Origin of the sequence: Streptomyces sp. NPDC091387 (assembly GCF_044756945.1) — a bacterium.
In the GTDB taxonomy this organism is placed as follows: Bacteria; Actinomycetota; Actinomycetes; order Streptomycetales; family Streptomycetaceae; genus Streptomyces.
Genome location: NZ_JBIVTZ010000020.1, coordinates 66,244 through 88,314, shown reverse-complemented (window position 1 = coordinate 88,314; position 22,071 = coordinate 66,244). Strand labels below are relative to the sequence as shown.

The 22,071-nt window shown below is 70.7% G+C and carries 22 protein-coding genes and 1 pseudogene; 12 read left to right on the top strand and 11 right to left on the bottom strand.

Annotated features, from left to right (window positions below):
• Positions 1-143 precede the first annotated feature (143 nt).
• Positions 144-953, bottom strand: coding sequence for a DUF3558 family protein (locus tag ACIQM0_RS32865; protein ID WP_401293793.1), 810 nt, complete (start codon positions 951-953; stop codon positions 144-146).
• Positions 954-1,144: 191 nt separating this feature from the next.
• Positions 1,145-1,948, bottom strand: coding sequence for a DUF3558 domain-containing protein (locus ACIQM0_RS32860; RefSeq protein ID WP_401293790.1), 804 nt, complete (start codon positions 1,946-1,948; stop codon positions 1,145-1,147).
• A gap of 170 nt (positions 1,949-2,118) precedes the next feature.
• On the opposite strand from ACIQM0_RS32860, the gene ACIQM0_RS32855 reads away from it, so the two are divergent.
• Positions 2,119-3,312 (top strand): RtcB family protein, encoded by a 1,194-nt coding sequence (locus ACIQM0_RS32855; RefSeq protein WP_401293788.1) that lies wholly within the window; start codon positions 2,119-2,121, stop codon positions 3,310-3,312.
• Between the two features lie 93 nt (positions 3,313-3,405).
• Here ACIQM0_RS32855 and ACIQM0_RS32850 read toward each other — a convergent pair whose 3' ends face one another.
• On the bottom strand, positions 3,406-4,164 hold the full coding sequence (locus tag ACIQM0_RS32850; protein WP_363027364.1) for an SDR family NAD(P)-dependent oxidoreductase: 759 nt from the start codon (positions 4,162-4,164) through the stop codon (positions 3,406-3,408).
• A gap of 52 nt (positions 4,165-4,216) precedes the next feature.
• Positions 4,217-4,552 (bottom strand): YnfA family protein, encoded by a 336-nt coding sequence (locus ACIQM0_RS32845; RefSeq protein WP_124284276.1) that lies wholly within the window; start codon positions 4,550-4,552, stop codon positions 4,217-4,219.
• A 161-nt stretch (positions 4,553-4,713) separates the two neighbouring features.
• Here ACIQM0_RS32845 and ACIQM0_RS32840 point away from each other — a divergent pair, with 161 nt between their 5' ends.
• Positions 4,714-5,172, top strand: coding sequence for a MarR family winged helix-turn-helix transcriptional regulator (locus ACIQM0_RS32840; RefSeq protein ID WP_401293876.1), 459 nt, complete (start codon positions 4,714-4,716; stop codon positions 5,170-5,172).
• A gap of 26 nt (positions 5,173-5,198) precedes the next feature.
• Here the strand turns inward: ACIQM0_RS32840 and ACIQM0_RS32835 are convergent, their stop codons facing one another.
• From ACIQM0_RS32835 to ACIQM0_RS32825, 3 genes are all read right to left on the bottom strand, one after another.
• Positions 5,199-5,957, bottom strand: a complete 759-nt coding sequence (locus tag ACIQM0_RS32835; RefSeq protein WP_401293785.1) for a Mut7-C RNAse domain-containing protein — start codon at positions 5,955-5,957, stop codon at positions 5,199-5,201.
• 123 nt (positions 5,958-6,080) lie between these two features.
• Positions 6,081-6,611, bottom strand: a complete 531-nt coding sequence (locus ACIQM0_RS32830; protein ID WP_401293783.1) for a GNAT family N-acetyltransferase — start codon at positions 6,609-6,611, stop codon at positions 6,081-6,083.
• Between the two features lie 29 nt (positions 6,612-6,640).
• A complete protein-coding gene (locus tag ACIQM0_RS32825; RefSeq protein WP_401293780.1) occupies positions 6,641-7,471 on the bottom strand; it encodes a DUF6597 domain-containing transcriptional factor in 831 nt (276 codons plus the stop codon).
• Positions 7,472-7,565: 94 nt separating this feature from the next.
• Between ACIQM0_RS32825 and ACIQM0_RS32820 the strand changes: the two genes are divergently transcribed.
• Positions 7,566-8,138: a TIGR03086 family metal-binding protein gene (locus ACIQM0_RS32820; protein ID WP_401293777.1), complete on the top strand. Its 573-nt coding sequence runs from the start codon at positions 7,566-7,568 to the stop codon at positions 8,136-8,138.
• A gap of 577 nt (positions 8,139-8,715) precedes the next feature.
• Entirely contained in the window at positions 8,716-10,236 is a 1,521-nt protein-coding gene (locus ACIQM0_RS32815; RefSeq protein ID WP_401293775.1) for a hypothetical protein, read from the top strand.
• A gap of 82 nt (positions 10,237-10,318) precedes the next feature.
• Here ACIQM0_RS32815 and ACIQM0_RS32810 read toward each other — a convergent pair whose 3' ends face one another.
• On the bottom strand, positions 10,319-10,912 hold the full coding sequence (locus ACIQM0_RS32810; RefSeq protein ID WP_401293772.1) for a hypothetical protein: 594 nt from the start codon (positions 10,910-10,912) through the stop codon (positions 10,319-10,321).
• A 129-nt stretch (positions 10,913-11,041) separates the two neighbouring features.
• Here ACIQM0_RS32810 and hemL point away from each other — a divergent pair, with 129 nt between their 5' ends.
• The 7 genes from hemL to ccsB all read left to right on the top strand — a co-directional run bounded on the left by hemL (position 11,042) and on the right by ccsB (position 18,890).
• Positions 11,042-12,358: a glutamate-1-semialdehyde 2,1-aminomutase gene (hemL, locus tag ACIQM0_RS32805; protein WP_401293769.1), complete on the top strand. Its 1,317-nt coding sequence runs from the start codon at positions 11,042-11,044 to the stop codon at positions 12,356-12,358.
• Entirely contained in the window at positions 12,355-13,068 is a 714-nt protein-coding gene (locus ACIQM0_RS32800; RefSeq protein WP_401293767.1) for a histidine phosphatase family protein, read from the top strand. The genes hemL and ACIQM0_RS32800 overlap by 4 nt, the downstream gene beginning before the upstream one ends.
• A gap of 268 nt (positions 13,069-13,336) precedes the next feature.
• Positions 13,337-14,590: a hypothetical protein gene (locus ACIQM0_RS32795; RefSeq protein WP_401293765.1), complete on the top strand. Its 1,254-nt coding sequence runs from the start codon at positions 13,337-13,339 to the stop codon at positions 14,588-14,590.
• Positions 14,591-14,657: 67 nt separating this feature from the next.
• Complete coding sequence (locus tag ACIQM0_RS32790; RefSeq protein WP_401293763.1) at positions 14,658-15,266, top strand: TlpA family protein disulfide reductase; 609 nt, start codon at positions 14,658-14,660, stop codon at positions 15,264-15,266.
• Between the two features lie 4 nt (positions 15,267-15,270).
• Positions 15,271-16,026: a cytochrome c biogenesis CcdA family protein gene (locus ACIQM0_RS32785; protein ID WP_385033356.1), complete on the top strand. Its 756-nt coding sequence runs from the start codon at positions 15,271-15,273 to the stop codon at positions 16,024-16,026.
• 6 nt (positions 16,027-16,032) lie between these two features.
• Entirely contained in the window at positions 16,033-17,814 is a 1,782-nt protein-coding gene (locus ACIQM0_RS32780) for a cytochrome c biogenesis protein ResB (RefSeq protein ID WP_401293759.1), read from the top strand.
• Complete coding sequence (ccsB, locus tag ACIQM0_RS32775) at positions 17,811-18,890, top strand: c-type cytochrome biogenesis protein CcsB (RefSeq protein WP_401293756.1); 1,080 nt, start codon at positions 17,811-17,813, stop codon at positions 18,888-18,890. Before ACIQM0_RS32780 ends, ccsB begins: the two co-directional genes overlap by 4 nt.
• Positions 18,891-18,957: 67 nt before the next feature.
• Here ccsB and ACIQM0_RS32770 read toward each other — a convergent pair whose 3' ends face one another.
• The gene (locus ACIQM0_RS32770; RefSeq protein WP_401293873.1) at positions 18,958-20,283 is read right to left on the bottom strand and encodes an aldehyde dehydrogenase family protein; all 1,326 of its coding nucleotides are present in this window, start codon (positions 20,281-20,283) and stop codon (positions 18,958-18,960) included.
• Positions 20,269-20,961, bottom strand: a pseudogene (locus tag ACIQM0_RS32765) (type 1 glutamine amidotransferase domain-containing protein); the annotation flags it as partial. The pseudogene ACIQM0_RS32765 and the gene ACIQM0_RS32770, both read right to left, overlap by 15 nt.
• 158 nt (positions 20,962-21,119) lie before the next feature.
• Here ACIQM0_RS32765 and ACIQM0_RS32760 point away from each other — a divergent pair.
• The gene (locus ACIQM0_RS32760) at positions 21,120-21,584 is read left to right on the top strand and encodes a MarR family winged helix-turn-helix transcriptional regulator (RefSeq protein WP_401293753.1); all 465 of its coding nucleotides are present in this window, start codon (positions 21,120-21,122) and stop codon (positions 21,582-21,584) included.
• Between the two features lie 11 nt (positions 21,585-21,595).
• Here ACIQM0_RS32760 and ACIQM0_RS32755 read toward each other — a convergent pair whose 3' ends face one another.
• Positions 21,596-22,009 carry a PLD nuclease N-terminal domain-containing protein gene (locus ACIQM0_RS32755; RefSeq protein ID WP_401293750.1) on the bottom strand — a complete coding sequence of 138 codons (414 nt, stop codon included), beginning with the start codon at positions 22,007-22,009 and terminating at the stop codon, positions 21,596-21,598.
• Positions 22,010-22,071 lie beyond the last annotated feature (62 nt).

Here is a 22,071-nt window from a genome sequence, read left to right as displayed (position 1 = left end):
GAAGGGACGATTTCCAGTTCTGGCGGGCACAGCCTGGCACATGCGTGCGAGAGGCGTTGCGCGGGGAGGGGCGAAGCCCGGTTCCCGCGGGAGGACCGGGCTTCGTGAATCCGCTTCTGTGCTGGGGCGTTGGCGCTGTCCGGCTAGCTCGCGGCCTTGTCGCTCGCCTTGTCCGTCGCCTTGTCGGTCGTCTTGGACGCGGGCTTGGTGGACGCCTTGGGCGAGGTGCTCGCCTCCGGGCTCTCGTTGGCGGTGGCGACCGCGGCGACCGCGTTCTTGGCGGCCATCTCGGCGCCCGTGGTGATCTTCTCGGCCGACGGGGTCTTCGATCCCGCGTAACCCGCGCCGTTGTAGGTGAGGGTGACGACGACGTTCCCCGTACGGGCGACGATCGTCGCGTACTTGAAGTTCTCGCCCGTCTTGTCGAGGTCGTACGTGATCAGCGTCGCCTGGTCGCCGATCGCGCTGACGGGAGTCGTGACGACCTTCTTCGCGCCCTCGACGGCCTTGACCTTGGCGAGCTGCTTCGTGAGGTCGTTCCCGGCGCGGTCGGCGCCGCTGCCCAGGGCCTGGTCCGAGGCGAAGCGGGTGAAGCCGACGTCGAGCCAGCGGTACTGGGAGCCCTTGACGCCGTTGTCGTCCAGACCGTTCCAGGAGCAGCTGCCGCGGGCGGCGGTGTCGCTGGACTTGCCCTGGGTGCCCTTCTTGTGATTGGCCGCGGGGACCAGGGACGTGACCGTCTTCTCGGTGATCGACTTGCACGGGTCGGGCAGCTCGGCGAACTTCGCCGCGGCGACCGCGGGTTCCGACTTCGTCGCGTCCGGCGCGGGGGACGAGGAGGAGGCCTTGTCCTTGTCGCCGTCGGAGTCCGACGAGCAGCCGGCGACGACGAGCATCACCGGAACGGCGGCGCAGGCGAGTATGCGGGTGAGTCGCGGGGCTGATCGGTGCATGGTTCCTTCACTCGGGTGGCGCGGCGCTCTGGCGGCCGGACGGTCGGTGGGCGGGGGCGCCGGCGTGGTGCGGGCGGTCGGCGGGCGGTGGTTCCGGAGGGCCACGGTACGACGGACGGCAGCCGGATGCCGCCTCGGCCGGACGGTTCGCGAAGTGGCCGGCGGCCGGGCCGGACCGGCCGGGGACGGGGTTACTCGCTGAACCTGTCGACCAGTTTCCGGCCCAGTGCCTGGGCCTTCTCCTGCAGTTCCTTGCTGTCGGGCACCTCGGTGGAGAGGGCCGGCTGCGCGGTGTACTGGATGGTCACGATGACGTTCGATGTGCGGAATACCACGCTCACCGTGCGGTGCTTCGCGGTGGAACCCGCCCGGGTGAGCGAATCGTCCAGAAACGCGCTGTCGCCGAGCGAATCGAGGACGCGGGGCTGGAGGCTGCCGTCCGTGGTGGTGCCGGCGTCCCCGCCGGTCTTCGAGTCCGGGTCCGCGCTCCTGCCCGGCTCGCCGCTCGCGGTCCCGGACGAAGCGTCCGGTGTGCCGTTCCCCGCGCTGCCGGACGGGACGGAGGACGAGGGCAGGTCGGCGGCGGCCTCCTTCTTCGCGTACACCGCGCGGGCGCGGTCGTCGTCGCTCACGGCCGGGTCGTACGAGACGACCCGCTCGAAGTCGACGAAGAGGCTGCGGGCGCCGTCGGGTGCCTCGGTCTTCCAGCGGCAGCCGGCCCGCCGTTCGGTGTCGTACGTGACGGCGGGCGAGCCGTCGAACACCTTCTCCTGCTGGGCCTCCGGCAGCTCGGCGGAGCCGGGCAGCAGGTCCTTCAGCGTGGCGGGCGCGATGGAGCGGCAGGCCTCGGGGAGGGTGCGGTACTTGCCCGGGGGCGCGGCCGAAGTGGTCGGGGCCCCGGGCTTGCTGTCGGTGTCGGAATCACCGGTTCCGGTGCCGCTGCTGCAGCCGGCGGCGAGCGCTGCGATGAGCACGGCGCCGGTTGCGTACGCCATTCGTCGCACGGTCCTGGGCTCCCTTCGTGCGAAAAACGGTTGCCGCTCGTCGGCGGCCGGTGGACACAATGTGTATCGCACGCGCCGCTGTGAATGCCCGTCGGCCGATACTTTTGCCGACCTTGGCACCGGTTTTGCGCTTTCAGGCTTTTCGGGGGAATCGAGGAACTATGTCGTACGTAGAGGTGCCGGGCGCGAAGGTCCCCATCCGCATGTGGACCGACCCGGCCAAGGTCGAGGACGTCGCGATGCGGCAGTTGCACAACGTCGCGACACTGCCCTGGATCAAGGGCCTGGCCGTCATGCCGGACGTCCACTTCGGCAAGGGCGCCACGGTCGGCTCGGTCATCGCGATGCACGGTGCGGTCTGCCCTGCGGCGGTGGGCGTCGACATCGGCTGCGGCATGTCCGCGGTGAAGACCTCGCTGACCGCCAACGATCTGCCCGGGGACCTGACCAGGCTCCGGTCGAAGATCGAGCAGGCCATTCCGGTGGGCCGCGGGATGCACGACGAGCCGGTGGACCCGGGCCGGCTGCACGGGCTCGCGGCGACCGACTGGGACGACTTCTGGAAGCGGTTCGACGGGGTGGCCGATGCGGTCAAGTTCCGTCAGGAGCGGGCCACGAAGCAGATGGGAACGCTCGGAGCGGGCAACCACTTCGTCGAGTTCTGCCTCGATGAGTCGGGTTCGGTCTGGCTGATGCTGCACTCCGGCTCCCGGAACGTCGGCAACGAACTGGCCGCCTTCCACATCGGAGAGGCCCAGAAGCTGCCGCACAACCAGGACCTGATCGACCGCGATCTCGCGGTCTTCGTCTCGGACACCCCGCAGATGGCGGCCTACCGCAACGACCTGTTCTGGGCGCAGGAGTACGCGAAGCACAATCGCGCGATCATGATGGCGCTCTTCCAGGACGTGGTCCGCAAGGAGTTCAAGAAGGCCGAGGTGGCCTTCGAACCGGTCATCTCCTGCCACCACAACTACGTGGCGGAGGAGCGGTACGACGGCATGGATCTGCTGGTCACCCGTAAGGGTGCCATCCGGGCGGGCTCCGGTGACTTCGGGATCATCCCGGGCTCGATGGGCACCGGCTCGTACATCGTGAAGGGCCTCGGCAACGAGAAGTCCTTCAACTCGGCCTCGCACGGCGCGGGCCGGAAGATGAGCCGGAACGCCGCCAGGCGGCGCTTCTCCACGAAGGACCTGGAGGAGCAGACGCGGGGTGTGGAGTGCCGCAAGGACTCCGGCGTCGTGGACGAGATCCCGGGCGCGTACAAGCCGATCGAGAAGGTCATCGATCAGCAGCGGGACCTGGTGGAGGTCGTCGCGAAGCTGAAGCAGGTCATCTGCGTGAAGGGCTGAGCGCGCCGGGGCGGGGGAGAGCGCGGGCCCTGGGGGAGCGAGAGCGGGGCCGGGGTGAGACCCACGGGGGTGGACTCACCCCGGCCCGTCCCGTCAGGCGGTGCGGTGGACCTTGGAGTTGGAGGCCTGGGCGCGCGGGCGGACCACCAGGAGGTCGATGTTGACGTGGCTGGGGCGGGTGACGGCCCAGGTGATCGTGTCGGCCACGTCCTCGGCGCTGAGGGGGGCGTCGACGCCGGCGTAGACCTTGGCCGCCTTCTCGGTGTCCCCGCGGAAGCGGGTGGTGGCGAACTCCTCCGTCTTGACCATGCCGGGGGCGACCTCGATGACGCGGACCGGGGTGCCGACGATCTCCAGGCGGAGGGTCTCGGCCAGGACGTGCTCGCCGTGCTTGGCGGCCACGTAGCCGCCGCCGCCCTCGTAGGCGGAGAAGCCCGCGGTCGAGGAGAGGATGACCACCGTGCCGTCGCCGCTCGCGGTGAGGGCGGGGAGCAGGGCCTGGGTGACGTTGAGGGTGCCGATGACGTTGGTCTCGTACATCTGGCGCCAGTCGGCCGGGTCGCCGGTGGCGACCGGGTCCGCCCCGAGCGCGCCGCCCGCGTTGTTGACCAGCACGGCGAGGCCGCGGAACGCGGTGGCGAACTCGTCGACCGCGGCGCGGTCGGTGACGTCCAGGGCGTACGCCGTGGCCTCGTGGCCCGCCGCGGTGATCTCGGCGGCGAGCGCCTCGATGCGGTCCTTGCGGCGTGCGGTGACCACGACGCGGTAACCGGCGGCCGCCAGTTGCCGGGCGGTCGCGGCACCGATGCCGCTGCTCGCTCCGGTGATGACGGCGATGGGGGATGCGGCCATGGCGGGCTCCTCGGACAGCTGATCGATACGGGGCCAGGATAGGCAGGCGCGGTCAGTGGTTGCGCGGGGCGTACATGATCACGGCCATGCCGGCCAGGCAGACCAGGGCGCCCGTCACGTCCCAGCGGTCGGGCCGGTAGCCGTCGGCGACCATGCCCCAGACGATCGACCCCGCGACGAAGACCCCGCCGTACGCGGCGAGCACCCGCCCGAACTCGCCGTCCGGCTGGAGCGTGGCGACGAAGCCGTACGTGGCCAGCGCGACGACCCCCGCACCGATCCAGGCCCAGCCGCGGTGTTCCCGGACACCTTGCCAGACCAGCCAGGCGCCGCCGATCTCGAAGAGCGCGGCGACGACGAACAGGGCGATGGAGCGGACCACGGACATGTGATCAGCGTGTCATGCGCGGCGAGGTGCCCTGGAGGCGCGCCCGGCGCCCGGCCGGTCAGCCGGAACAGCGGGCCCCGCGGTCTCGCGGGGACGACCGGATCTGCGCTTCGTGCACTCTCCGCGTGCCGCAGCAGCCCGCCGGCCCCCGCCGCACCGCGATGCTCGCCGAGCTCTCGGTCGTGTCGCGCCGCTACATGGCCGCGTACGCCCTGTTCAACCAGGCCGTCGCCGACCGGCTGCGGCTCCACCCCACCGATCTCCAGTACCTCAACCTGCTCGGCCTGGAGGCGGCTCCCGTCACCACGGGGCGGATCGCGGAACTGACCGGGCTCACCACGGGGTCCGCGACCCGGCTGGTCGACCGGCTGGAGCGGGCCGGTTACGTCACGCGCGCCCGGGACACGGTGGACCGGCGGCGGGTGCTCGTCGCGACGGTGCCCGCGCGGATGGCGGAGTTCGGGGCGCTCCGGGAGCAGCTGAACGCCGGCTGGTCGGCCATGTCCGAGGCCTACGACGACGCTGAGGTCGCGCTGCTCATCGCCCGTATGCGGCGGACGGTCGAGCTGAGCGCGGCGCAGATCGCGGGGCTGCGGGAGGGCGACAGCGGGCCGGGGTGAGGACGGGACCGGGTGCCGTGTCGCGCTCAGCCGGCGGACGGGTCCGGTGGCCCGGCGGGGGAGTCGCCGAACTCGCGGACCGCTTCGGTGACGATCGCCTCCAGCCGGGCGTGATGGGCGCCGCGCCAGTACACCCGGTCGCACTCCGTGCACTGCGCGAAGACGTCGTACGAGCGCTGGGTGCCGTCCTCTAGGCGTGCGCCCACGGTGTCCTTGTCGGCCGCCGTCAGCCGTCCGTTGCAGGCGGTGCACCGGCTCCACGGGGCGAGCGCGGGCGCGAACCGCTCCAGTACGTCGCGCAGTTGCTCCTCGGGCCGGTCGCTGTAGACGTACGCCCCCGCCCAGATCTCCCGCCGGCGGAGCAGGCCCCGGTCCCGGGAGAGCAGGACGCGCCGCTCCTTCGCCGAGCGTGTGGCCAGTGCGGGGTCGCCGATGTCCTCGTACTCGTAGGCGGCGTCGACGCCGAGCAGCCGCAGCCGCCGCGCGAGGGTGCCGAGGTGGACGTCGAGGAGGAAGCGCAGGGGCGCGCCCGGCACCCGCTGCGGGCGCCGCACCGCGTGCACGTCGACCACGTCGCCCGCGGCGGGAATGTGCGACACCGGGACCGGGCGGCCGCCGACGAGGAGCTGCCCGGCCTCGGTGAGGGGCACCCCGAGCGATTCGACGACATGGCCGAGGGTGGACGCGCCGTCGGTGGTCACGGCCGTCCGCCCGTTGCGGCGTTCGTGCGCGACGAAGAGCCGCAGTTCGGGGGCGACTTCGAGGTGGATCTCCGGTCCGTTCACCTGGTCAGGATGCCATTGGGCCGGGTACGCGGGCCACGGGTTTCGGGCGGGGCGGGGACGGGGGTGACGGTGTGGGCCGGGCGGGCTCGGGCGCGGAAGGCGGCGGCGCGGCCGGGTCGCCGGTCAGCGATCCGGGTGGAGGTCCAGCCGCCAGTCGTTCGTCAGCAGCGGATGGCCCGGCGGGTACTCGACCTCGCACTCGCCGAGCAGGGTGAAGCCCGCCTTGCGGCACACCCCGTTCGACGCGCCGTTGGCCACGGACGGGTAGGCGTGCAGAAAGCGGTGCCGCTGCTCGGCGCGCGCCTGCTCGGCCACGGCCCGGGTCGCGGCCGACGCGATGCCCCGCCCCTGGAAGCCCGCGAGAACGGCCCACCCCGTCTCGTACACCTCCTGGCCCCGCCAGGTGCGCTCCCAGAACCCGATGGTGCCCACGGCCTCGTCCTCGCCGGTCAGCGCGATGCGGAACATCCTGCCCCGGCCCGTCCGGTCCGCGCTCAGCGCCACGTAGCGGCCGTGGCGCCCCAGGAGCTGCTCCTCCGACTCGGGGCCGCCCAGATGGTCCATCAGCTCCGGTGCGTTGGCACGGCGGAGCAGCTCCAGATCGCTCTGCGACCAGGGCTCGATCCGTACGGGTGATGCTGTGGTGCGCTCCATGCCAGAACTGTAGGACGGGGCACTGACAGTCAGCGGGGCCCGTGGGCGGCCAGCGCGGTCGGCGGCACGCCGACCGTCGCCGTGAAGTCCCTGACCAGGTGCGCCTGGTCGCTGTAGCCGAGATCCGCGGCGAGCGCCGCCCAGTCGGTGTCCGGCTCCGATTCGGCGCGTTCCAGCGCCTCGTGGATGCGGTAGCGCAGGATCACCCACTTCGGCCCCACGCCGACGTACGTCGCGAACAGCCGCTGGAGCGAGCGCACCGACACCCCCTCGGCGCGGGCGAGTCCGCTGACGCGGCGGACCGTGCGGTCGGTGCGGATCAGCTCGGCCAGGGCCATCGCCCGGTCGGCCAGCGGATCCGGTTCGGGGCCGAGCGCCAGCAGGTACGCGTCGAGCGCGGCGATCCGCTCGTCCTCCGGGCCGGGGTCCAGGACGGCGGCCGGCGCGGCGGGCGGCGTGAACACCTCGGCGGCCGGGACCCGGCGCCCCGTCCACTCCGCCACCGGCCGGCCCGGTGCGAACGGGTGGAAGCCGCCGGGCCGGAACTGCACCCCGCAGACCCGTCCCCGGCCCTCCAGCTTCTGGGTGAACAGCTCCAGGCCGATGCCCGAGACCTCGGCGAACCCGGCCTCGTCGTCGCCGCAGCCCGCGTACCGCTCGAAGACCAGGTTGACGCTGGGGTGGGGGACCAGCTGGGAGGAGTACGGCTCGGGCAGGTCCCAGTCGATCAGCCAGTAGTGCTCCAGGTACGGACGCAGCGCGGGGGCGGGTTCGCGCCGCCGGAACCGTACGTGCGTGAACAGTTCGGGAGCGTCGACGATGCCGCGGGTGTCACGCCGGAGACCTCGGTGGCCAGTCATGACGGCCGATCCTATTGCCGCGGCCGATCCCGTGTCCGCCGGTCGCGTCGTGTTTCTTCAAGACTCCTGCCGCTGCCGCGTGCATGGTCGAAGCATGAAGAAGATCAGTGAATTGCTGGATGCGGCGGCCGGTGGCGCGCTGCCCGTGATCCGTGGGATCGACGACAGCCGGCTGAGCGGTCCCACACCCTGCGCGGAGTACGACGTCCGCGCCCTGGTCAGCCACCTCTCCCAGGTGGTCGTCAACTTCACGGCCCTGGCGTCCCGGCAGGACGTGGAGTTCGGTGCGGCCCCGGACGTGGTCACCGGGGACTGGCGCGAGCGCTTCGGCGAGCAGACGGCCGCGCTGGTCGAGGCGTGGGCCCGGCCCGGCGCGGAGGACGGGACCGCGGGTTCCATGGGGTTCCCGGCCCGGACCGTCGCCCACATGGTGCTCGGCGACCTGACCGTCCACGTGTGGGACCTGGCCCGTGCGACCGGTCAGGAGTTCGTGCCGGACGCGGACGTGCTGGACGAGCTCGCCCCGGCCATGGCGGCGATGGCGCCGAAGGCCCGGGAGGCGAAGATGTTCGGCGAGCCGTTCCCCGTACCGGAGGGGGCTAGCCCCTTCGTGCGGGTGCTGGCACTGACCGGCCGCGACCCTGACTGGCAGCCGCCCCAGGGGTGACGCCCGTGGCCGGAAAACGTGCGCCCGGCGCACTCGGTCCGTCGTAGAGCGCGCCGACGGTCTCGTACGCGCTGTCCACGATCCTCTCGGCATCCACCAGCATCGCGCGCTCGGCGAGCCGGGCCGCCTGATGGGTGTACGGGGACGGCGGCGCCGGGTGCCGACGCCGCCACCAGCTCGCACCTGCGGCGTGGATGCCGCCGGCGAAGACCAGCACGGGAATGGACAGGGCCAGCAGAGTGTCGCCCATGGCAGGCCTCCCTCAGTCTCGGTGCCTCCTGCATCGGCAGGTTCTCCAGGTCAACTGAAGATCACTCTTCGGCCAATGAATGGCCGGATAGGGCTGGCCGACGAACGCCCGTCATGCAGGCGGGCGTTCGTCGGTGAACGGGCCGGGCCGCGGGTTCCGCACGGTCACTGCGGCGCGTAGGCCAATAATAGTTCCGGTTTGTCCTTTGGAGTCCGATACGCATAGATTCCTGTCGCGCTGCCTGCGAACTGCGAACTGTGAGCCCTCTAAGCACAGTTGAGCGACGACGCGATCCCTCACCCCCATCGGCTGGGAGGACCCGCCCACATGTCCGGAACCGTCAACCGGTGGACCGCCGTGCTGCGCAGATCCTGGAGGGACGGCACGCTGTGGCCGTGGTGCCTGGCGGCCGTCGCGGCGGCCTGCGGATACGCCGTGGCCACCGTCTTCCACCCCGGGTATCTCAGCGCGGACAGCAACACCCAGCTGTGGCAGGCGCTGGGGGACGAGCCGGTGAACGACTGGCATCCACCGGTGATGGCACTGGCATGGCGGCTGCTCATCGGGATCACGGGGGACTTCTCGGCCATGGCCGCCCTCCAGGCCGCCGTGCTCTGGGGGACGCTGTGGGTCCTGGCCCGGCTGGTGTGGCGGAAGACCGGCAGCCGCGGACTCTCCCTCGCGGTGCCGGCCGTCGGCTTCGCGCCGCACATCATGAACCTCACGGGAGTGGTGTGGAAGGACGTGCACCTCGCGTACGCGCTCCTCGCGGTCCTCGCCATCGCGCTCACCGTGCGCGACCTGCCGCGGGACCGGACCGGGACCCGCTGGGCCCTGCTCGTGCTGGGCACGCTGTTCCTCGTGTACGCCGCCCTCGTGCGGAAGAACGGCATCCCCGCCGCGATCCCCGTCTTCGCCCTGCTGGTCCTCGCCGCCTGGCCCGCCCCGGGCCGGCGCCGCTGGCTGGCCGCCACCGGTGTCTTCGCCGCGGCCGTGATCGCCGGCAGCGCCGGTGTCTCAGCGGCCACGGCCCCGCTGGCCACCCGGGTGTACGCGGTGATCCCGGTGGACGACCTCGCCCATGTGCTCACCCCGGCCCAGATGCGCGCCGCCGCCGAACAGGCCGGCGCGAGCACGGACCTGCGCGACCGCCTGGTCACCACCGCCACCACCTGCCAACAGCGGCACATCACCTCCGACGCGTACCTCCAGTGCTTCCCCCGGGACCGGCCGTTCGACGTGACGTATCTGGACCGGCACGCCGACGTCGTCGTCCGGATGTGGACGCGCCAGATGCCGCGGCACTGGAAGGGCTACGCCGAGTACCGGGGCCGGGTCTTCACCAAGCTGCTCTTCCAGAGCAACCAGGTCTTCTGGAACGGCACCCAGGTCAACGCCGGTGCCCGGCTCCACCCCGAGGTGCGCGAGGAGCCGCTGAACGACACCCTCAGGTCCGCCCTGCAGAACTACGTGACCGGCTTCGCCCGCGACCTGCCGATGCTGTTCCAGGGCTGGTTCTGGCTGGCCGTCTCGCTGGTCCTGGTGCTGCGCCGCCGGTGGCCCGGCCCCTACGCCCGCGAACTCCGGCTCATCGGGGCCAGCTCACTCCTGTACATCCTCGCCTACCTGCCCACGGCGCCCGAGTCCAACTACCGCTACGTGTACTGGCCCGCGCTCTCCGGGACCGTCGCCCTCACCCTCGTCGCGACCGCCTACGCGGCCCGTCGCCGCGCGGCGGCCGGTGGCACCACCGGTGAGCCGGACACCCGCCCCGCAGCGCTGCCCGGCGGCCGGGCTCCCGAGGCCGGACCGGCGGGTCCCCGCGAGGACGCGGGCGCCGCCGTGTGACCGCCCGCTGACCCGGGCGCCCCCTCCGGGCGCCGACGGGGCGAGGCCCGGAAGCCCTGCCCTTCGTCGACGAAAGGCCGGGTCAGGGCCACACCAGGCAGTACGCCTGATGTCCCGCGTCGTGCAGCCGGTGGGAGAAGTCCTGCCACTCGTGGAGCAGTTGGTAAACGTTGTACGCGTCGCGCGGGCCGCCGCGGTCCGGGACGGTGGACCAGATGAAGGCAGCGGCACCCACCGACTCCTCGCCGACGCCGCGCAGCGGGTCCACGACCGTCATCGGGAGCCTGACCACCGCGTAGTCGGGGTGCAGGACGACCAGCTCCAGCGGCGGGACCTTGTGCAGGGGTATGCCCTGTATGCCGGTGAGGACCATCGCGGCCACCGTCTCCGGCTTGATCTTGCTGAACATGCCGCCCATGCCCAGCTCGTCACCGCCGAGCTCCTCCGGGCGCATGGAAATGGGCACGCGTGCGGCAGTGGCCCCGTCGGGAGCCCCGAAATACTTGTAGGTCACCCCCACCCGGCCACTACTCCTGCTTCCGGCTCCGCCGCCCACCTGCGCACTACCGGCCTGTATACCCTGCCTGCGCTCAGCCTCGCGCCGGTGCCGACCCCGCCGGGCAGGCTCGGGCCCCAGGTCGTCGGTCCCTTCGCCCACTCCGCCACCGCGATGCATATCTCATCCACCCGACTACTAACTAGGAGACACAGCCCCCGCCGCGCAACCCGATCATCGTGTCAGTGACCTCCCCCACGGGCGTGCGGTGAAACACCCGTCCGCAAGACCGTCCGTGGCTCTGACACCATGGCATGTGTGAGCTTTCCCTATGACGCCCCAGTTTCGCAGACGCTTTTCGACCGCGCGTCCCTCGTGACGCCCGGCGGCGTGAACTCTCCCGTACGTGCCTTCCGGGCCGTGGGCGGTACGCCCCGCTTCATGGTGTCCGGTACCGGTCCGTACCTCACCGATGCCGACGGGCGTGAGTACGTCGACCTCGTGTGCTCGTGGGGGCCGATGATTCTCGGCCATTCCCACCCCGAGGTCATCGCCGCAGTTCAGGAGGCTGTCGCCCGCGGCACCTCGTTCGGTACGCCCGGGGAGGGCGAGGTCGCGCTCGCCGAGGAGATCGTCGCCCGGGTCGAGCCGGTGGAGCAGGTACGGCTCGTGTCGTCCGGCACCGAGGCGACCATGTCCGCGATCCGCCTCGCCCGCGGTTTCACCGGCCGGGCGAAGATCGTGAAGTTCGCCGGGTGCTACCACGGTCACGTCGACGCGCTGCTCGCCGCCGCCGGGTCCGGGGTGGCGACCTTCGGGCTGCCGGACACGCCCGGGGTGACCGGCGCCCAGGCCGGCGACACGATCGTGGTGCCGTACAACGACCTGGAGGCCGTGCGGGCCGCGTTCGCCGCGCACCCCGGCGAGATCGCCTGTGTGATCACCGAGGCGTCTCCGGGCAACATGGGTGTCGTGCCGCCGCTGGACGGTTTCAACGCCGGGCTCAAGGAGATCTGCGCCGCCGACGGCGCGCTGTACATCTCCGACGAGGTCATGACCGGGTTCCGCACGTCGAAGGCCGGCTGGTTCGGCATCGACGGGGTACGGCCCGACCTGATGACCTTCGGCAAGGTGATGGGCGGCGGCTTCCCCGCCGCGGCCTTCGGCGGGCGCGCCGACGTGATGGCGCACCTGGCCCCGGCCGGCCCGGTCTACCAGGCAGGCACCCTCTCCGGGAACCCGGTCGCGACCGCCGCCGGTCTCGCCCAGCTCCGTCTGCTGGACGACGCCGCGTACGCGAAGGTCGACGCGGTGTCCGCGGAGATCCGGGGGCTGGTGAGCGGGGCCCTGGCCAAGGAGGGCGTCGCGCACACCGTGCAGGCGGCGAGCAACATGTTCTCCGTCTTCTTCACGGACCGGCCGGTCCGTGACTACGAGGACGCCAAGCGGCAGGAAGCCTTCCGCTTCACCGCGTTCTTCCACTCGATGCTGGCGCAGGGCGTCTACCTGCCGCCGTCGGCGTTCGAGTCGTGGTTCGTCTCCACCACCCATGACACCCGGGCCGTCGAGCGCATCGCCGCCGCGCTGCCCGCCGCAGCCCGCGCCGCATCGGAGGCCACCGCATGAGCGAGAACAGCAGCAGCGAGAACAGCGGCACGGGACGCGAGGACATCACCGTCGTCCACCTGATGCGCCACGGAGAGGTGCACAACCCGGACGGAGTCCTCTACGGGCGCCGCCCCGGCTACCACCTCTCCGAGCTCGGCCGGCAGATGGCCGACCGGGTCGCCGAGCACCTGGAGAAGCGCGACATCACGCATGTCGTCGCCTCCCCGCTGGAGCGCGCCCAGGAGACGGCGACGCCGATCGCCAAGACGCACGGACTGGACCTCGCCACCGACGGGCGGCTCATCGAGGCGGCCAACGTCTTCGAGGGCAAGACCTTCGGCGTCGGTGACGGCGCGCTGCGCAAGCCGGACAACTGGAAGCACCTGACGAACCCGTTCCGGCCGTCGTGGGGTGAGCCGTACATCGAGCAGGTCGTACGGATGATGGGCGCCCTGGATGCGGCGCGCGACGCGGCCCGCGGGCACGAGGCGGTGTGCGTCAGCCATCAGCTGCCGATCTGGATCGTCCGGAGTTTCGTGGAGCGGCGGCGGCTGTGGCACGACCCGCGCAAGCGGCAGTGCACGCTCGCCTCGCTGACCAGCTTCACCTATCAGGGCGACAAGATCGTGTCGGTCGGGTACTCGGAGCCGGCCCGGGACCTGGTGCCGGCGCACCTGCTCGCGGGGGCGAAGCCGGTGAAGGGCGCGTCGAAGGGGTTCGGCGCGTAGCCGTCCCCCGGGCCGGGGGCCCTGGGATCCCCAGGGTTGCCCGGCCGGCTTGATCCGGTGGGGCCGACCGGGCGGAATCCGACCGTCCGGGATTTCGGCATGCCCGTTTGCGGACCGCGACGGTATAGGACTTGCGTTCGGTTAAGCCTGGGGGCTGGTTACGCAAAGAATTGTGTGCTATTTCGGGGAACCCTCGTGTTGCTTCGCCCATCTAAGCCTCTGGCAGTTTGTATGGACTTAAGATAAAACGACCGCAGATGGGAACCGCATGCGTGACATCAGCCGAAGGGGTTTGCTCGGAGCCGGACTTGGGGCCGCGGCCGCCATCGGGGTGGCGGGCTGCAGTTCCTCCGACTCCTCCGACACCGGCCGGGCGGGTCCGGGCAAGGGGGAGAAGGGTGCCGACGGGACCGCCAAGGGGACCGGGCCCGCGAAGAAGGACGTCAGGTCCATCGGGGACGGTTCCACCGCCGACACCGGAAAGCAGCCGCACCAGCCGTCCGCACCGGTCCCGCTCGAACCCGGTCAGAAGCCGCCGCAGTTCGTGATCTTTTCCTGGGACGGCGCCGGCGAGGTCGGCAACGGGCTCTTCCCGCGCTTCCTGGAACTCGCCAAGGAACACAACGCGGGGATGACCTTCTTCCTCTCCGGGCTCTATCTGCTGCCCGAATCGAAGAAATCGCTCTACCGCCCGCCCAACAATCCCGTCGGCGCCTCCGACATCGGTTACCTCACCGACGAACACCTCAAGGCGACGCTGACGAACGTGCGCCAGGCCTGGTACGACGGGCACGAGATCGGCACCCACTTCAACGGGCATTTCTGCGGCGGTTCCGGATCCGTCGAGAACTGGTCCTCCTCCCAGTGGCAGAGCGAAATCGACCAGGCGGTCTCCTTCGTCACCGAATGGCGCACCAACACCGGCTGGACCGACCAGGATCCGCTGCCCTTCGACTACCGCAAGGAACTCATCGGCGGCCGCGCCCCCTGTCTGCTCGGACAGGAGAATCTGCTGCCCACGGCGAAGAAGCTCGGCTGGCGCTACGACGCCAGCTCGCCCGGCGGCACCCAGGTGTGGCCCTCCAAGCGCATGGACGTCTGGGACCTGCCGCTCCAGGGCATGCCGTTCCCCGGGCACAGCTTCGAGGTCCTCTCGATGGACTACAACATCCTGGCCAACCAGTCGAAGAATTCGACCAAGGGAATGCCGTCCCGGTATCCGGGCTGGCGCGAACAGGCCACCCAGTCGTACATCAGCGGTTTCAAGCGCGCCTACGAGACGAACCGCGCCCCGTTCTACATCGGAAACCACTTCGAGGAGTGGAACGGCGGCATCTACATGGACGCGGTCGAGGACGCGCTCAAGCACATCGCGGGGAAGCCGGATGTGCGCCTCGTCTCATTCCGGCAGTTCGTCGACTGGCTCGATGTCCAGGATCCGGCGGTGCTCGAGAAGCTCCGCACACTGGAGGTCGGACAGGCACCCGCGGGCGGCTGGAACGCGTTCTTTAAACAGGCCTGACAACGGGCTTTACGGGCAGCGAGGGGGGTGCCCAAGATCCCCGAAACCGCCATGCGAAACTTTTCACATGAGCCATGGCCGCGCATCCCGACGCCGCTTCACCCTGCTCGCCGCCCCCGCGGCGGCCGCCGCGCTCGCACTGACGCTGAGCGCGTGCGGCAATGGCGACGAGACCGGCGGCGGCGGCGACACGAACTTCGTCACGGGCACCGGCGGCATCTCCACCGTGGCCAAGGGCGACCGTGCCACCGCTCCGAAGCTCGACGGCGAGAGCCTGGACGGCGAACACCTGGACCTGGCCGACTACAAGGGCAAGGTCGTCGTCCTGAACGCCTGGGGCTCCTGGTGCGGCCCCTGCCGTCTGGAGGCGAAGTACTTCACCAAGGTGGCCAAGGCCACCGCGGACCAGGGCGTCCAGTTCGTCGGCATCAACACCCGCGACCCGCGGCGCGGCCCCGCCGTCAGCTTCGAGAAGGACTACGGGGTCACGTACCCGAGCTTCTTCGACCCGACCGGGAAGCTCCTGCTGCGTTTCCCCAAGGGCACGCTCAATCTCCAGACCATTCCGTCGACCGTCGTCATCGACCGGAACGGGAAGATCGCCGCCCGCTCCCTGGCGGCGCTCGACGACACCAAGCTGCACGAGATGATCGACCCGCTCATCGCGGAGAAGTGATCGGATGATCACCCTCGCGGAAACCAACGAGACCGTCATGAGCGGGGCTCTGCTGGTCGCCCTGCCCATCGCCGTGCTGGGCGGGCTCGTCTCCTTCTTCTCACCGTGCGTCCTGCCGCTCGTGCCCGGCTACCTCAGTTACGTCACCGGGGTCAGCGGCGCCGATCTGGCCGAGGCCCGACGCGGGCGCATGGTCGCGGGCGCCTCGCTCTTCGTGGTCGGCTTCACCGCCGTGTTCGTCTCCGGCGGCGCGCTCTTCGGTTACTTCGGGCAGAACCTCCAGGCGAACAGCGGGGTCCTCTCCAAGATCCTCGGTGTGCTGATGATCCTCATGGGGATCTTCTTCATGGGCCTGATGCCCTGGATGACGCAGCGCGAGTTCCGCATCCACAAGAAGCCGGTGTCCGGCCTGGTGGGCGCCCCGCTGCTCGGCGCCCTCTTCGGGATCGGCTGGACGCCCTGCCTCGGCCCGACACTCAGCTCGGTGACCCTCCTCGCGATGGACCAGGGCACCGCCGGACGCGGAGCGATACTGACCGTCGCCTACTGCCTCGGCCTCGGTGTCCCCTTCGTGCTCGCGGCCGTCGCCTTCCGCAAGGCACTCGGCGCCTTCAGCTGGGTCAAGCGCCACTACGCATGGGTCATGCGCATCGGCGGCGGCATGATGATCGTGACCGGGCTGCTCCTGCTCACCGGCGTGTGGGGCAGCATGATGCAGGAATTGCAGGGCTGGTCCAACGGCTTCACGGTGGGGATCTGAGTTCCAATGAGCAACACCAAGTCCAACCCCTCCCAGGAGCGCGGGCACCGCGACGAGCGGGAGGTACGCGCCGAGCGGGACCAGGAGACCGCCCGTGAACTCGGCGCCGCGGGCTCCCAGCTCTCCACCGCCCCGCGCGAGGAGGCCCTGGCGAACCTTCCCGCCATGGGGATCATCGGCTGGGCCCGCTGGTTCTGGCGCCAGCTCACCTCCATGCGGGTCGCCCTGATCCTGCTCTTCATGCTCTCGCTCGGTGCCATTCCCGGCTCGCTGATCCCCCAGAACAGCGTCGACGAGCTCAAGGTGGAGACCTTCAAGGGCCTGCACACCACCGTCACGCCGATCTACGAGAAGCTCCAGTTCTTCGACGTCTACAGCTCGGTGTGGTTCTCCGCGATCTACATCCTGCTGTTCGTCTCCCTCATCGGCTGCATCGTGCCGCGCACCGGCACCTTCGTCGGCCAGCTGCGCAGCCGCCCCCCGGGCGCCCCCAAGCGGCTGACCAGGCTGCCGGCGTACACCACCTGGCGCACCGAGGCCGAGCCCGAGCAGGTCCGCGAGGCCGCGCTCGGCATGATGCGCAAGCGCCGCTACCGGGCCCACGTCGACGGAGACGCGGTCGCCGCCGAGAAGGGCTATCTGCGCGAGGCCGGGAACCTGATGTTCCACATCGCGCTCATCGTGATGCTGGTGTCCTTCGCCGTGGGACAGCTCTTCAAGTCCGAGGGCGGCAAGCTGATCGTCGAGGGCGACGGGTTCTCCAACACGATCACCCAGTACGACGACTTCAAGTCCGGCTCGCTCTTCGACAACGACTCGCTGGTCCCCTTCAGCTTCACCCTCGACAAGTTCATCGGCACGTACGAGCGCAGCGGCCCGCAGATCGGCACGCCGCGCACCTACGAGGCCCATGTGACGTACTCCAAGGGCGCCTACGGCAAGTCGAAGAAGACCGTCATCAAGGTCAACGAACCGCTCGTCGTCGACGGCACCAAGGTCTATCTCAACGCCCACGGCTACGCGCCCGTCGTCTCGGTCAAGGACGGCAAGGGCAAGGAGGTCTACCGCAACGCGGTCCCGCTCCTGCCCATCGACAACAACGTCACCTCGACCGGTGCGATCAAGGTCCTGGACGGCTACCGCGACAAGAACGGCAAGAAGGACCAACTGGGGTTCCAGGCGTTCTTCGTGCCGACCTTCGCGGGCAACGGCAAGGGCACGATGTTCTCGCAGTTCCCGGCCGCCGACATGCCGGTTCTCGCGCTCAACGGCTTCCACGGCTTCCTCGGGCCGGACTCGGGGCTGGCGCAGAACGTGTACCAGCTGGACAAGACCAAGATGAAGGAGTTCAAGGACTCCAAGGGCAAGCAGCTCAAGCAGCGGCTGCTCGTCGGCGAGACGATGAAGCTGCCCGACGGCGCCGGCTCGATCACCTTCGAGGGCATCGACGAGTGGGCCAGCTTCCAGATCTCGGAGCAGCCCGCCAGTGGCTGGGCGCTCACCGGGGCGATCGGCGCCATCGCCGGTCTCGCCGGCTCCCTCTTCATCCAGCGGCGCCGGGTCTGGGTCCGGGCCGTACGCGGCAGCGACGGTGTCACCGTCGTCGAGATGGCGGGGCTCGGCCGCAGCGAGTCCGCGAAGCTTCCCGAGGAGCTGGCCGATCTCGCGGTCACGCTCAACGCCGTGGCGCCCACCGCGCCCGGCCCTGACACCGACCCCGATCCCGATCCGGACCCCGACGTCGTCGACGCGTCCTCCGTAGAACCTTCCGAAGGGGCTGAGAAGTGAATCTCGCCGCCGCAACCAACGAGAATCTGGCACACACCAGCAATGTGCTGATCTATTCGTCGATGGCCGTCTACACGCTGGCCTTCTTCGCGCACATCGCGGAGTGGGTGTTCGGCAGCCGCAGCAAGGTCGGCCGCACCGCCGCCGCGCTGACCACCGAGGAAGCCGCCGCCACGGTGAAGGTCGAGGTCGCGCAGAAGGCCGGCGGCACCGCCGTACTGGACCGGCCGAAGATCGTCACCCGCTCCGCGGCCGGATCCCGCGACGTCCCGGACGGGCCCGGCGCGGCCGGCGGCACGTTCAAGGGCGACCTGTACGGGCGGATCGCGGTCTCCATGACCGTGCTCGCCTTCCTCGTCCAGGCCGGCGGGGTCGTCGCCCGCGCCCTGTCCGTGCAGCGTGCCCCCTGGGGCAACATGTACGAGTTCTCCATCACCTTCTCCGTGGTGGCGGTCGGCGCGTACCTGACCCTGATGGCGCTGAAGAAGAACGTCCGCTGGATGGGCCTGATCCTGATCACCGCCGTCCTGCTGGACCTCGGCCTCGCGACCACGGTGCTCTACACCTCCAGTGACCAGCTGGTGCCCGCGCTGCACTCGTACTGGCTGTGGATCCACGTCTCCACCGCCATCATCTGCGGCGCCGTGTTCTTCATCGGCGGCATCGGCACCCTGATCTACCTCTTCCGCGACAGCTACGAGAACAAGCTCGCCAACGGACAGCAGCCGGGTGCGTTCGCCCAGTCCGTGCTCTCCCGGATGCCGTCCGCGTCGAGCCTCGACAAGTTCTCGTACCGGATCAACGCGGCCGTCTTCCCGCTGTGGACGTTCACGATCATCGCGGGCGCGATCTGGGCGGGCGACGCCTGGGGCCGCTACTGGGGCTGGGACCCCAAGGAGGTCTGGTCCTTCATCACCTGGGTCGCGTACGCCTGCTACCTGCACGCCCGCGCCACCGCCGGCTGGAAGGGCCGCAAGGCCGCCTACCTGGCGCTGGTCGCCTTCGGCTGCTGGATCTTCAACTACTACGGCGTCAACATCTTCGTCACCGGCAAGCACTCCTACGCCGGCGTCTGACCGGCAGGCACACGGCGACGGCCCGCACCCCTTTCCGCTCGGGGTGCGGGCCGTCGCGTCTGACGCGTCAGGGCATCGGGGTGACCAGGACCGCCTTGCGGTGGCTGAACGTCTCCAGCGAGTAGCGGCCGTGGTAACTGCCCATGCCGCTCTCGCCGACCCCGCCGAACGGCAGGTCGGAGACGGTCAGATGGGCCAGCGGCAGCCCGATCCCGACGGCCCCCGACGACGTCTCGGCGACCAGCCGTTCGCGTACGGTGTCCGACTCGGTGAACGCGTACAGCGCGAGCGGCTTGTCCCGGTCGTTGATGAACGCGATGGCCTCGTCGAGGCCGTCCACCGTGACGATCGGCAGCACCGGGCCGAAGATCTCCTCCCGCATCACGGGCGCGTCCGGTGCCACATCGGCCAGCACGGTGGGGGCGAGGTACTTGTCGTCCCTGTCGTACGTCCCGCCGGTCACCGTGCGGCCCGAGCCGAGCAGGGCCGTCAGCCGGTCGAAGTGACGCCGGTTCACGATCCGTCCGTACTCCGGGTGCGCCGAGGCGTCCGCCCCGTACAGCGCCTCGACGGCGGCGGCGAGCGCCTCCGCGAGGGCGGGGTCGGTCTCCGGGTCGGTCAGTACGTAGTCGGGGGCGACGCAGGTCTGGCCCGCGTTCAGGAACTTGCCGGCCGCCAGCCGGCCCGCGACCGCCTTCAGGTCCGTGTCCCGGTCGACGAAGACCGGCGACTTGCCGCCCAGTTCGAGCGTCACCGGGGTGAGGTGCTTCGCCGCGGCGGCCATCACGATCCGGCCCACCGCGCCGTTGCCGGTGTAGAAGATGTGGTCGAAGCGCTCGGCGAGCAGCGCGGTGGTCTCGGGGATCGCTCCCTCGACGACGGCGACCGCGTCCTCGTCCAGATAGCGCGGCAGCAGCCGGGCGACGGTGGCGGAGGTCGCGGGTGCCAGCTCGCTCGGCTTGGCCACCACGGCGTTCCCGGCGGCCAGCGCGCCGACGACCGGGGCGAGCAGCAGCTGCACCGGGTAGTTCCAGGGCGCGATGACCAGGACGACACCGAGCGGGTCCTGCACGGTGTGGGCCTCCGCCCCGCCCAGCCTGGCCGGCACGGGGGCGGGCTCGGGCCGCAGCCAGTCGGCCAGGTGCTCCAGCGTGTGGTCGATCTCGCGGACCGTGAAGTCGATCTCGGTGCGGTACGCTTCCTTGCGGCTCTTGCCGAGGTCGGCGTGGAGCGCGTCGGCGAACTCGTCACCGCGTTCGGTGAGCAGGGCGCGCAACCGCCGGAGCTGGTCCGTGCGCCAGTCGAGGCTCTTGGTGCGGCCGGTGCGGAAGGTGGTGCGGAGGCGGTCGACGGTCTCGGCCGGGGTCTCGACGGGGGCGAGCGCGGCGACGATCTCCCGGGCGAGCCGCTCGGAGGAGGCCGGGTTCTGGCCGGTGTGCAGGGTGCGGTCGGTGACGGTGTGCGGGGCGAAGGGGGCGGCGGCGGTGTAGTCGGCGCCGAGTGCGACGAGCCGGTCCTCCAGCAGCCAGGGCGCCTTGTCGGCGAGCCCGCCGATGGACTCCTCCGCGTTGCTGAACCCGGTCATGCGGTAGCCGGCGAACGGCCAGTCGCCGTCCTCGCGCCGGGCGGCGAGCAGTGCGGCGGGCGCGTGGCAGAGCACGCCGAGCCGGGCGCCGGAGTCGAGCGCGGTGGTCAGCAGCCGCCCGGACGGCTCGCTGACGGCCAGGTCCTCCATGGGCCCGTGGCCGCCGGGGTAGAAGACGGCGTCGTAGCGGTCCGGGTGGATGTCCTGGAGCCGGGCCGGGGCGCGGAGCTCGGGGCCGATCGAGTCGAGGTACGCGGCGACGGCGTCGGCCTGCTCCTGCCCGCCGTTGGCGGCGGCCGTCAGGCTGCCCGCGTCGACGGTGGGGGTGACGCCGCCGGGGGTGGCGAGCGTGACGGCGTAACCGGCCTCGGTGAAGACCCGGTGCGGCGCGGCCAGCTCCTCGGCCCAGAACCCGGTGGGGTGGGTGGTGCCGTCGTTGAGGGTCCAGTGGTCGGCGCCGGTGAGGACGAACAGTACGGAGGGCATGGGGGGTACTCCCTGCGACGAACGGGGTGCGGTGAGCGGAACTCGGTGTCGGCTCAGGACGAGAACTTGATATGCTCAAGCAATTAATTCCATGTAACTGCCAACAGTTGAGCATGTCAAATAAAAGTCGGCAGACGCCGATCGAAGAATGGCCGACCATGACCACCGAACCGACGCCCCGCGCCGAGACCGCTCCGGACGATCGAGCCGCTCCGGCCCCCGATGACCTGCTGGAGCCCCTGGCCGTCGTCGTCCGGGGCCACCACGACGACCTCACCGCCGTCGCCGCCCGCCACGGCCTGTCCACCTCGCAGGCCCGCGCGCTGATCGCGCTCAACGCGCCCATGCCGATGAGCGCGCTCGCCGCCCACCTGGTCTGCGACGCGTCCAACGCCACCGGCCTCATCAGCCGCATGGAGACCCGCGGACTGGTCAGCCGCGCCCCCGCCCCGGGCGACCGCCGCTCCAAGGTCGCGAGCCGTACCCCCGAGGGCACCCGGCTCGCCCACACGATCCGCGCCGAGATGCGCGCCGTGCGCGGCGCACTGGAGGCGCTCACCCCGGAGGAGCGCACAGCACTGCTGCCCCTGCTCAACCGGCTGGGGCAGCTGCTGTACGCGTGATCCGCCGTACGTTACGAAGCGGGCGGCGCCGACTCCTCGGGACCCGCCCCGCTGTCACGCCGCTTGAGCTCGTCCTCCCGGCGGCGCAGGTCCGCCTCCCAGTCCTTGAGGAGGGACTCGTCCTTCTCGCCCTTCCGGTCCTCGCCCTTCAGCGACTTGAGGAAGTCGGGATTGTCGTCCGGCGCCACCCACCGGGTACGCCGGCCGCCGTGCCACTCGCCGGGCGCACGGCCCCCGGCGGGCATCTCGCGCACCTTGCCCGCGGCCAGCCACACGATCGGGCCGACGATCCAGAACAGCAGGATGATGAAGACCCAGGCGATCTTCGGCAGGTGCTTGGCCTCGTCCTCCGGGGTGTTCAGGCAGTCGATGAACGCGTAGATCGTCAGCGCCAGCGGCAGGAGGTAGATCAGGGCCCGGAGCATGGTGGAAGAGTCCCCCCGAAGAGAGTTGGCGAGGCATGTGCCCCGACCCGGTGACCGCCCAG

Bases quoted from the DNA above. Each gene is read 5' to 3' on its own strand.
- ACIQM0_RS32865 (WP_401293793.1), bottom strand. From the start codon at position 953: ATGCACCGATCAGCCCCGCGACTCACCCGCATACTCGCCTGCGCCGCC.
- ACIQM0_RS32860 (WP_401293790.1), bottom strand. From the start codon at position 1,948: ATGGCGTACGCAACCGGCGCCGTGCTCATCGCAGCGCTCGCCGCCGGC.
- ACIQM0_RS32855 (WP_401293788.1), top strand. From the start codon at position 2,119: ATGTCGTACGTAGAGGTGCCGGGCGCGAAGGTCCCCATCCGCATGTGG.
- ACIQM0_RS32850 (WP_363027364.1), bottom strand. From the start codon at position 4,164: ATGGCCGCATCCCCCATCGCCGTCATCACCGGAGCGAGCAGCGGCATC.
- ACIQM0_RS32845 (WP_124284276.1), bottom strand. From the start codon at position 4,552: ATGTCCGTGGTCCGCTCCATCGCCCTGTTCGTCGTCGCCGCGCTCTTC.
- ACIQM0_RS32840 (WP_401293876.1), top strand. From the start codon at position 4,714: ATGCTCGCCGAGCTCTCGGTCGTGTCGCGCCGCTACATGGCCGCGTAC.
- ACIQM0_RS32830 (WP_401293783.1), bottom strand. From the start codon at position 6,611: ATGGAGCGCACCACAGCATCACCCGTACGGATCGAGCCCTGGTCGCAG.
- ACIQM0_RS32825 (WP_401293780.1), bottom strand. From the start codon at position 7,471: ATGACTGGCCACCGAGGTCTCCGGCGTGACACCCGCGGCATCGTCGAC.
- ACIQM0_RS32820 (WP_401293777.1), top strand. From the start codon at position 7,566: ATGAAGAAGATCAGTGAATTGCTGGATGCGGCGGCCGGTGGCGCGCTG.
- ACIQM0_RS32815 (WP_401293775.1), top strand. From the start codon at position 8,716: ATGTCCGGAACCGTCAACCGGTGGACCGCCGTGCTGCGCAGATCCTGG.
- ACIQM0_RS32810 (WP_401293772.1), bottom strand. From the start codon at position 10,912: ATGCATCGCGGTGGCGGAGTGGGCGAAGGGACCGACGACCTGGGGCCC.
- hemL (WP_401293769.1), top strand. From the start codon at position 11,042: ATGGCATGTGTGAGCTTTCCCTATGACGCCCCAGTTTCGCAGACGCTT.
- ACIQM0_RS32800 (WP_401293767.1), top strand. From the start codon at position 12,355: ATGAGCGAGAACAGCAGCAGCGAGAACAGCGGCACGGGACGCGAGGAC.
- ACIQM0_RS32795 (WP_401293765.1), top strand. From the start codon at position 13,337: ATGCGTGACATCAGCCGAAGGGGTTTGCTCGGAGCCGGACTTGGGGCC.
- ACIQM0_RS32790 (WP_401293763.1), top strand. From the start codon at position 14,658: ATGAGCCATGGCCGCGCATCCCGACGCCGCTTCACCCTGCTCGCCGCC.
- ACIQM0_RS32785 (WP_385033356.1), top strand. From the start codon at position 15,271: ATGATCACCCTCGCGGAAACCAACGAGACCGTCATGAGCGGGGCTCTG.
- ACIQM0_RS32780 (WP_401293759.1), top strand. From the start codon at position 16,033: ATGAGCAACACCAAGTCCAACCCCTCCCAGGAGCGCGGGCACCGCGAC.
- ACIQM0_RS32760 (WP_401293753.1), top strand. From the start codon at position 21,120: ATGACCACCGAACCGACGCCCCGCGCCGAGACCGCTCCGGACGATCGA.
- ACIQM0_RS32755 (WP_401293750.1), bottom strand. From the start codon at position 22,009: ATGCTCCGGGCCCTGATCTACCTCCTGCCGCTGGCGCTGACGATCTAC.